Annotated in this window: 5 protein-coding genes and 1 pseudogene; all 6 read right to left on the reverse strand. The window is 66.1% G+C overall.

What is annotated here, in order from left to right; all coding sequences use genetic code 11:
- Positions 1-198 precede the first annotated feature (198 nt).
- The gene (gene tuf, locus ACFW9D_RS01335; RefSeq protein ID WP_188337386.1) at positions 199-1,392 is read right to left on the reverse strand and encodes an elongation factor Tu; all 1,194 of its coding nucleotides are present in this window, start codon (positions 1,390-1,392) and stop codon (positions 199-201) included.
- Positions 1,393-1,546: 154 nt separating this feature from the next.
- A complete protein-coding gene (gene fusA, locus ACFW9D_RS01340) occupies positions 1,547-3,673 on the reverse strand; it encodes an elongation factor G (protein ID WP_188337387.1) in 2,127 nt (708 codons plus the stop codon).
- Between the two features lie 39 nt (positions 3,674-3,712).
- On the reverse strand, positions 3,713-4,183 hold the full coding sequence (rpsG, locus tag ACFW9D_RS01345; RefSeq protein ID WP_111663838.1) for a 30S ribosomal protein S7: 471 nt from the start codon (positions 4,181-4,183) through the stop codon (positions 3,713-3,715).
- Positions 4,184-4,185: 2 nt separating this feature from the next.
- Positions 4,186-4,557 carry a 30S ribosomal protein S12 gene (rpsL, locus tag ACFW9D_RS01350; RefSeq protein WP_003948652.1) on the reverse strand — a complete coding sequence of 124 codons (372 nt, stop codon included), beginning with the start codon at positions 4,555-4,557 and terminating at the stop codon, positions 4,186-4,188.
- A 300-nt stretch (positions 4,558-4,857) separates the two neighbouring features.
- Positions 4,858-5,340 (reverse strand): DUF1707 and DUF4190 domain-containing protein, encoded by a 483-nt coding sequence (locus ACFW9D_RS01355; RefSeq protein WP_188341385.1) that lies wholly within the window; start codon positions 5,338-5,340, stop codon positions 4,858-4,860.
- Positions 5,341-5,526: 186 nt separating this feature from the next.
- Positions 5,527-6,562: pseudogene (locus ACFW9D_RS01360) on the reverse strand (DNA-directed RNA polymerase subunit beta'); the annotation flags it as partial.

Genomic DNA, 6,562 nt, shown 5'->3' on the forward strand with positions numbered 1-6,562 from the left:
TCTCCTTCGACGCCCGCCCATGGCTGTGGCGTCCCACCCAGGCCAGGGCCTGAGCCCGTCCTGACCAGCGGCGCACCGGCCCCGAGGATCCGCGAGAACGGAGAGGGCATGCAAAAGGGCCCGTACGACCTAAGTCGTACGGGCCCTTTCAGAGCTCGCAGGAGCTACCAGGCGTCAAGCCCAACAGGTAAGCGGAACTTACTTGTTGATCTTGGTGACCTGGCCGGCGCCGACGGTCCGGCCACCCTCACGGATGGCGAACTTGAGGCCCTCCTCCATGGCGACGGGCTGGATGAGCTCCACCTTCATCTCGGTGTTGTCACCCGGCATGACCATCTCGGTGCCCTCGGGGAGGGTCACGACGCCGGTCACGTCCGTCGTACGGAAGTAGAACTGCGGGCGGTAGTTGTTGAAGAACGGGGTGTGACGGCCACCCTCGTCCTTCGACAGGATGTACGCCTGCGCCTCGAACTCGGTGTGCGGGGTGACCGAGCCCGGCTTGATGATGACCTGGCCGCGCTCGACGTCCTCGCGCTTGATGCCGCGGAGCAGCAGACCGACGTTCTCACCGGCCTGGCCCTCGTCGAGCAGCTTGCGGAACATCTCGATGCCGGTGACCGTGGTGGTGGTCTTCTCGGTCTTGATGCCGATGATGTCGACGGTCTCGTTGACCTTCAGGACACCACGCTCGATACGACCGGTGACGACCGTGCCACGACCGGTGATCGTGAAGACGTCCTCGATCGGCATGAGGAACGGCTTGTCGACGTCGCGCTCCGGCTCCGGGATGGCGGAGTCGACGGCGGCCATGAGCTCGAGGACGGACTTGCCCCACTCCTCGTCGCCCTCGAGCGCCTTGAGCGCCGAGACCTTGACGACCGGAACGTCGTCGCCCGGGAACTCGTACTCGGAGAGGAGCTCACGGACCTCGAGCTCGACGAGCTCCAGGATCTCCTCGTCGTCCACCATGTCGGCCTTGTTCAGGGCGACAACGATGTACGGAACGCCGACCTGGCGGGCCAGGAGCACGTGCTCCTTGGTCTGCGGCATCGGGCCGTCGGTGGCGGCGACCACGAGGATGGCGCCGTCCATCTGCGCGGCACCCGTGATCATGTTCTTGATGTAGTCCGCGTGACCGGGGCAGTCGACGTGGGCGTAGTGACGCGCCTCGGTCTGGTACTCGACGTGCGCGATCGAGATCGTGATACCGCGCTGGCGCTCCTCGGGAGCCTTGTCGATCTGGTCGAAGGCCGAGGCCTCGTTCAGGTCCGGGTACGCGTCGTGCAGCACCTTGGTAATGGCGGCCGTGAGGGTCGTCTTACCGTGGTCGATGTGACCGATGGTGCCGATGTTGACGTGCGGCTTAGTCCGCTCGAACTTCGCCTTCGCCACTGGGGTCCTCCTGGAGTGGTTCTGAACGCCTTGCTTCATCGGCGCCAGGTGATCTTTGCTGGAAAGCCCGGTGCCCGGGGGCATTCACCCGCAACCGCGGATGAATGCCCCGAGAGGCTCCGGAGTCAAGCCTAAAGCTAGTGAACGCGGTGCGTTACTCGCCCTTGGCCTTCGCGATGATCTCCTCGGCGACGTTCCGCGGAACCTCGGCGTAGGAGTCGAACTGCATCGAGTAGCTCGCGCGACCCGACGTCTTGCTGCGGAGGTCGCCGACGTAGCCGAACATCTCCGAAAGCGGCACGAGGCCCTTCACGACGCGAGCGCCGCTGCGCTCCTCCATGGCCTGGATCTGGCCACGGCGGGAGTTGATGTCGCCGATGACCTCACCCATGTAGTCCTCGGGCGTGGTGACCTCGACGGCCATCATCGGCTCGAGCAGCACGGGCTTGGCCTTGCGCGCGGCCTCCTTGAAGGCCTGCGAGCCGGCGATCTTGAAGGCGAGCTCGGAGGAGTCGACCTCGTGGTAGGCACCGTCGAGAAGCGTGACGCGGACGCCCGTCATCTCGTAGCCGGCCAGGATGCCGAACTGCATGGCCTCCTGCGCACCCGCGTCCACCGACGGGATGTACTCCCGGGGGATGCGGCCACCGGTGACCTTGTTCACGAACTCGTACGAGGCGTCGCCGCTGTCGATCGGCTCGATCGCGATCTGCACCTTGGCGAACTGACCCGTACCACCGGTCTGCTTCTTGTGGGTGTAGTCCACGCGCTCGACGGCCTGACGGATCGTCTCGCGGTAAGCGACCTGCGGCTTGCCGACGTTGGCCTCGACCTTGAACTCACGGCGCATACGGTCGACCAGCACCTCGAGGTGCAGCTCGCCCATACCACCGATGATGGTCTGGCCCGTCTCCTCGTCCGAGTGGACCTGGAAGGAGGGGTCCTCCTCCGAGAGACGCTGGATGGCGACACCCAGCTTCTCCTGGTCACCCTTGGACTTGGGCTCGATGGCGACCTGAATGACCGGCGCCGGGAAGTCCATGGACTCCAGGATGACCGGGTTCTTGTCGTCGGACAGCGTCTCACCCGTCGTGGTCTGCTTCAGACCCATGACGGCGACGATGTCGCCCGCGCCCACCGACTCGATCTCCTCACGCTTGTTCGCGTGCATGCGGTAGATCTTGCCGATGCGCTCCTTCTTGCCCTTGACCGAGTTCAGCACCGAGGTGCCGGACTCCAGGCGGCCCGAGTAGACCCGGACGAAGGTGAGCTTGCCCAGGTGCGGGTCGCTCATGATCTTGAACGCGAGGGCGGCCAGCGGCTCGTCGTCCGACGGCTTGCGCTTGACGACGACCTCGGGGTCCTTGACGTCGTGGCCCTCGATGGCCTCGACGTCGAGCGGGGTCGGCAGGTAGCGCACGACGGCGTCGAGCAGGGGCTGAACACCCTTGTTCTTGAACGCGGTGCCACAGAACACGGGGGTGACGGTGGTGTCGCCGCCCTTGCCGGAGGCGATGGTGATGCGACGCACGGCGGCGTGCAGCTGCTCCACGGTGGGCTCGGTGCCCTCCAGGAACAGCTCCATCATCTCCTCGTCGTTCTCCGCGACGGCCTCGAGCAGCTTGCCCCGGTACTCCTGGGCAGCCTCGGTGTGCGTGGCGGGGATGTCGACGATGTCGTAGGCCTCGCCCTTGGCGGCCTCGGCCGACCAGACGAACGCCTTCATCGTGACGAGGTCGACGACACCCTGGAAGTCGGCCTCGGCACCGATGGGGAGCTGCATGACCAGCGGAGTCGCACCGAGGCGGTCGACGATCATGTCGACGCAGCGGTGGAACTCGGCGCCGGTGCGGTCCAGCTTGTTGACGAAGCAGATGCGCGGCACGCCGTAACGGTCGGCCTGACGCCACACCGTCTCGGACTGCGGCTCAACGCCGGCGACACCGTCGAACACCGTCACGGCACCATCGAGAACACGCAGGGAGCGCTCCACCTCGACGGTGAAGTCGACGTGCCCAGGCGTGTCGATGATGTTGATCGTGTAGTCGTTGTCCTCGAGCGGCCAGTGGCAGGTGGTGGCAGCGGACGTGATCGTGATGCCACGCTCCTGCTCCTGCTCCATCCAGTCCATCGTGGCAGCGCCGTCGTGGACCTCACCGATCTTGTACGAGACGCCGGTGTAGAACAGGATCCGCTCGGTGGTGGTCGTCTTGCCCGCGTCGATGTGGGCCATGATGCCGATGTTGCGCACCTTGGCCAGGTCAAGCGAAGTGGTAGCCATAAGGCTTCAGTCTTCTCTCGGTCTCGATGTGGGTTGCGACTACCAGCGGTAGTGCGCGAAGGCCTTGTTGGACTCGGCCATCTTGTGCGTGTCCTCGCGCTTCTTCACGGCAGCGCCGAGGCCGTTGGAGGCGTCGAGCAGCTCGTTCATCAGACGCTCGGTCATCGTCTTCTCGCGACGGGCGCGGGAGTAGCCGACGAGCCAGCGGAGCGCGAGGGTGTTGGCGCGGCCGGGCTTGACCTCAACCGGAACCTGGTAGGTCGCGCCACCGACACGGCGGGACTTGACCTCGAGGGTCGGCTTGATGTTCTCGAGCGCGCGCTTCAGCGTGATGACCGGGTCGTTGCCCGACTTCTCACGCAGGCCCTCCATGGCGCCGTACACGATGCGCTCGGCGGTGGAGCGCTTGCCGTTCAGCAGCACCTTGTTGATGAGGGAGGTCACCAGAGGAGAACCGTAGACCGGGTCGATGATGACCGGGCGCTTCGGGGCGGGGCCCTTACGAGGCATTCTTACTTCTCCTTCTTGGCGCCGTAGCGGCTGCGGGCCTGCTTGCGGTTCTTGACACCCTGGGTGTCGAGCGAACCGCGGATGATCTTGTAGCGAACACCAGGCAGGTCCTTCACACGGCCGCCGCGCACGAGCACGATGGAGTGCTCCTGCAGGTTGTGTCCCTCACCCGGAATGTAAGCAGTGACCTCGATGCCGCTGGTCAGACGCACACGCGCGACCTTACGCAGGGCCGAGTTCGGCTTCTTCGGGGTGGTCGTGAACACACGCGTGCAGACACCACGACGCTGGGGCGAACCCTCGAGTGCGGGCGTCTTGTTCTTCTCGACCTTGTCCTGCCGGCCCTTCCGGACCAGCTGCTGGATCGTAGGCACTACTTCTCCGGTTTCTGTGTGCCGAGTAGTGAAGCTAACCTGGAACTTTGCCGACCCACGCGGTCGGGTGTGTCGAATACTGCAGACCCCCGCCGAAGGGCGGGAAGCGGCAGATTGCGGTGGCCATGATCAGAACGAAGCGGACTGATCCGGACTCGCCGTGCGGCTGAAGACACGCACACGAGCCCAGGCACACCCCAGGCACAAGGTCTGAGCGTACCTATCTCATCAGCTGCGGTCAAAACAAATACATCTCAGCCGGGACACGCCGGGCGCACATCACACCGCTCACCGGTGGTCTCAGGCGCCACTGGTCGAGGCCACGACCATGAGCAGGATGAACAGCGCCCACCCCGCGATCGACAGCCAGCCCAGCACGATCCCGGCGACCGCCATGCCGTCGCCCTGCTCCCCGCGCTCCCGGATCTCCTTGCGGGCCATATGTCCCAGGATGACCGCCGGGATCCCGGACAGGCCCATGGAGAAGAACGTCGCGACCCCGCACGACATCGCACCGATCGCCTTGCCGTTGGTCGGCGGCGGCAGGTACGGCGCCGGCATGAACGTCCGCGGCACGGGCGGCGCCACCGGCACGGCCATCTGCTGCTGCGGTACGGGCCCCTGCGGCAGGTCCGCGACCAGGACGCTCAGCTCGCCCACCGTACGCGCCTGATAGGCCCGCTCGACCCGCTTCTCGTACTCCCCCTGCGGCAGCCGCCCCTCGGCGAACCCCGCGCGCAGCACGTCCACCGCGCGCTCCCGATCGGCGTGCGCGGCCAGCATGGACGGCTGGCCCTGGTTCTGCGGCGGCCACGGCGCCGGCTGCCACGACGGATTCGACACGAGACCACTCCCCCGGAAACGGACACGCAAGTCGTACGTGCCCTCAATCATGCTCCAACGCGCCGCAGGGCGGCCACCCCGGGTTGTTCCCGTGGTGACCGCCCTGCGGTTCAAGCAGCTGCTCGCTTACTGGTTGTACGGACCGTAGTCGTAGTCCTCCAGCGGAACGGCCTGGCCGGAGCCGGTGCCGAACGGCGAGTAGTCGATGTCGTCGTAGCCGACGGCCGAGTACATCGCGGCCTTGGCCTCCTCGGTGGGCTCCACCCGGATGTTGCGGTAGCGGGACAGACCCGTACCGGCCGGGATGAGCTTACCGATGATGACGTTCTCCTTGAGGCCGATGAGGCTGTCGGACTTGGCGTTGATCGCCGCATCCGTCAGGACTCGGGTCGTCTCCTGGAAGGAGGCGGCCGACAGCCAGGACTCCGTCGCCAGCGAGGCCTTGGTGATACCCATCAGCTGCGGACGGCCGGAGGCGGGGTGACCGCCCTCGGTGACCACACGACGGTTCTCGGTCTCGAACTTCGAGCGCTCGACGAGCTCGCCCGGCAGCAGCTCCGCGTCGCCGGACTCGATGATCGTCACGCGGCGCAGCATCTGCCGGATGATGATCTCGATGTGCTTGTCGTGGATCGACACACCCTGCGAGTTGTAGACCTTCTGGACCTCGCCGACCAGGTGGACCTGGACGGCACGCTGACCCAGGATGCGCAGCACGTCGTGCGGGTTGGTGGCACCCACGGTCAGCTTCTGGCCGACCTCGACGTGGTCGCCCTCGCCCACGAGCAGACGGGCACGCTTCGAGATCGGGAACGCCGTCTCGTCGCTGCCGTCGTCCGGGGTGACGACGAGCTTCTTGGTCTTCTCGGTCTCCTCGATGCGGACACGGCCCGCGGCCTCGGAGATCGGGGCGACACCCTTCGGCGTACGAGCTTCGAAGAGCTCGACGACACGGGGCAGACCCTGGGTGATGTCGTCACCGGCCACACCACCGGTGTGGAAGGTACGCATCGTCAGCTGAGTACCGGGCTCACCGATGGACTGGGCGGCGATGATGCCGACCGCCTCACCGATGTCGACCGTCTTGCCGGTGGCCAGGGAGCGGCCGTAGCAGAAGGCACAGGTACCGACGGCCGACTCACAGGTCAGGACCGAGCGGGTC

The sequence above is a fragment of the Streptomyces sp. NPDC059524 genome, assembly GCF_042749255.1.
Taxonomy (GTDB): Bacteria; Actinomycetota; Actinomycetes; order Streptomycetales; family Streptomycetaceae; genus Streptomyces; species Streptomyces xanthii.

Bases quoted from the DNA above. Each gene is read 5' to 3' on its own strand.
- fusA (WP_188337387.1), bottom strand. From the start codon at position 3,673: ATGGCTACCACTTCGCTTGACCTGGCCAAGGTGCGCAACATCGGCATC.
- rpsG (WP_111663838.1), bottom strand. From the start codon at position 4,183: ATGCCTCGTAAGGGCCCCGCCCCGAAGCGCCCGGTCATCATCGACCCG.
- ACFW9D_RS01355 (WP_188341385.1), bottom strand. From the start codon at position 5,340: ATGCTGGCCGCGCACGCCGATCGGGAGCGCGCGGTGGACGTGCTGCGC.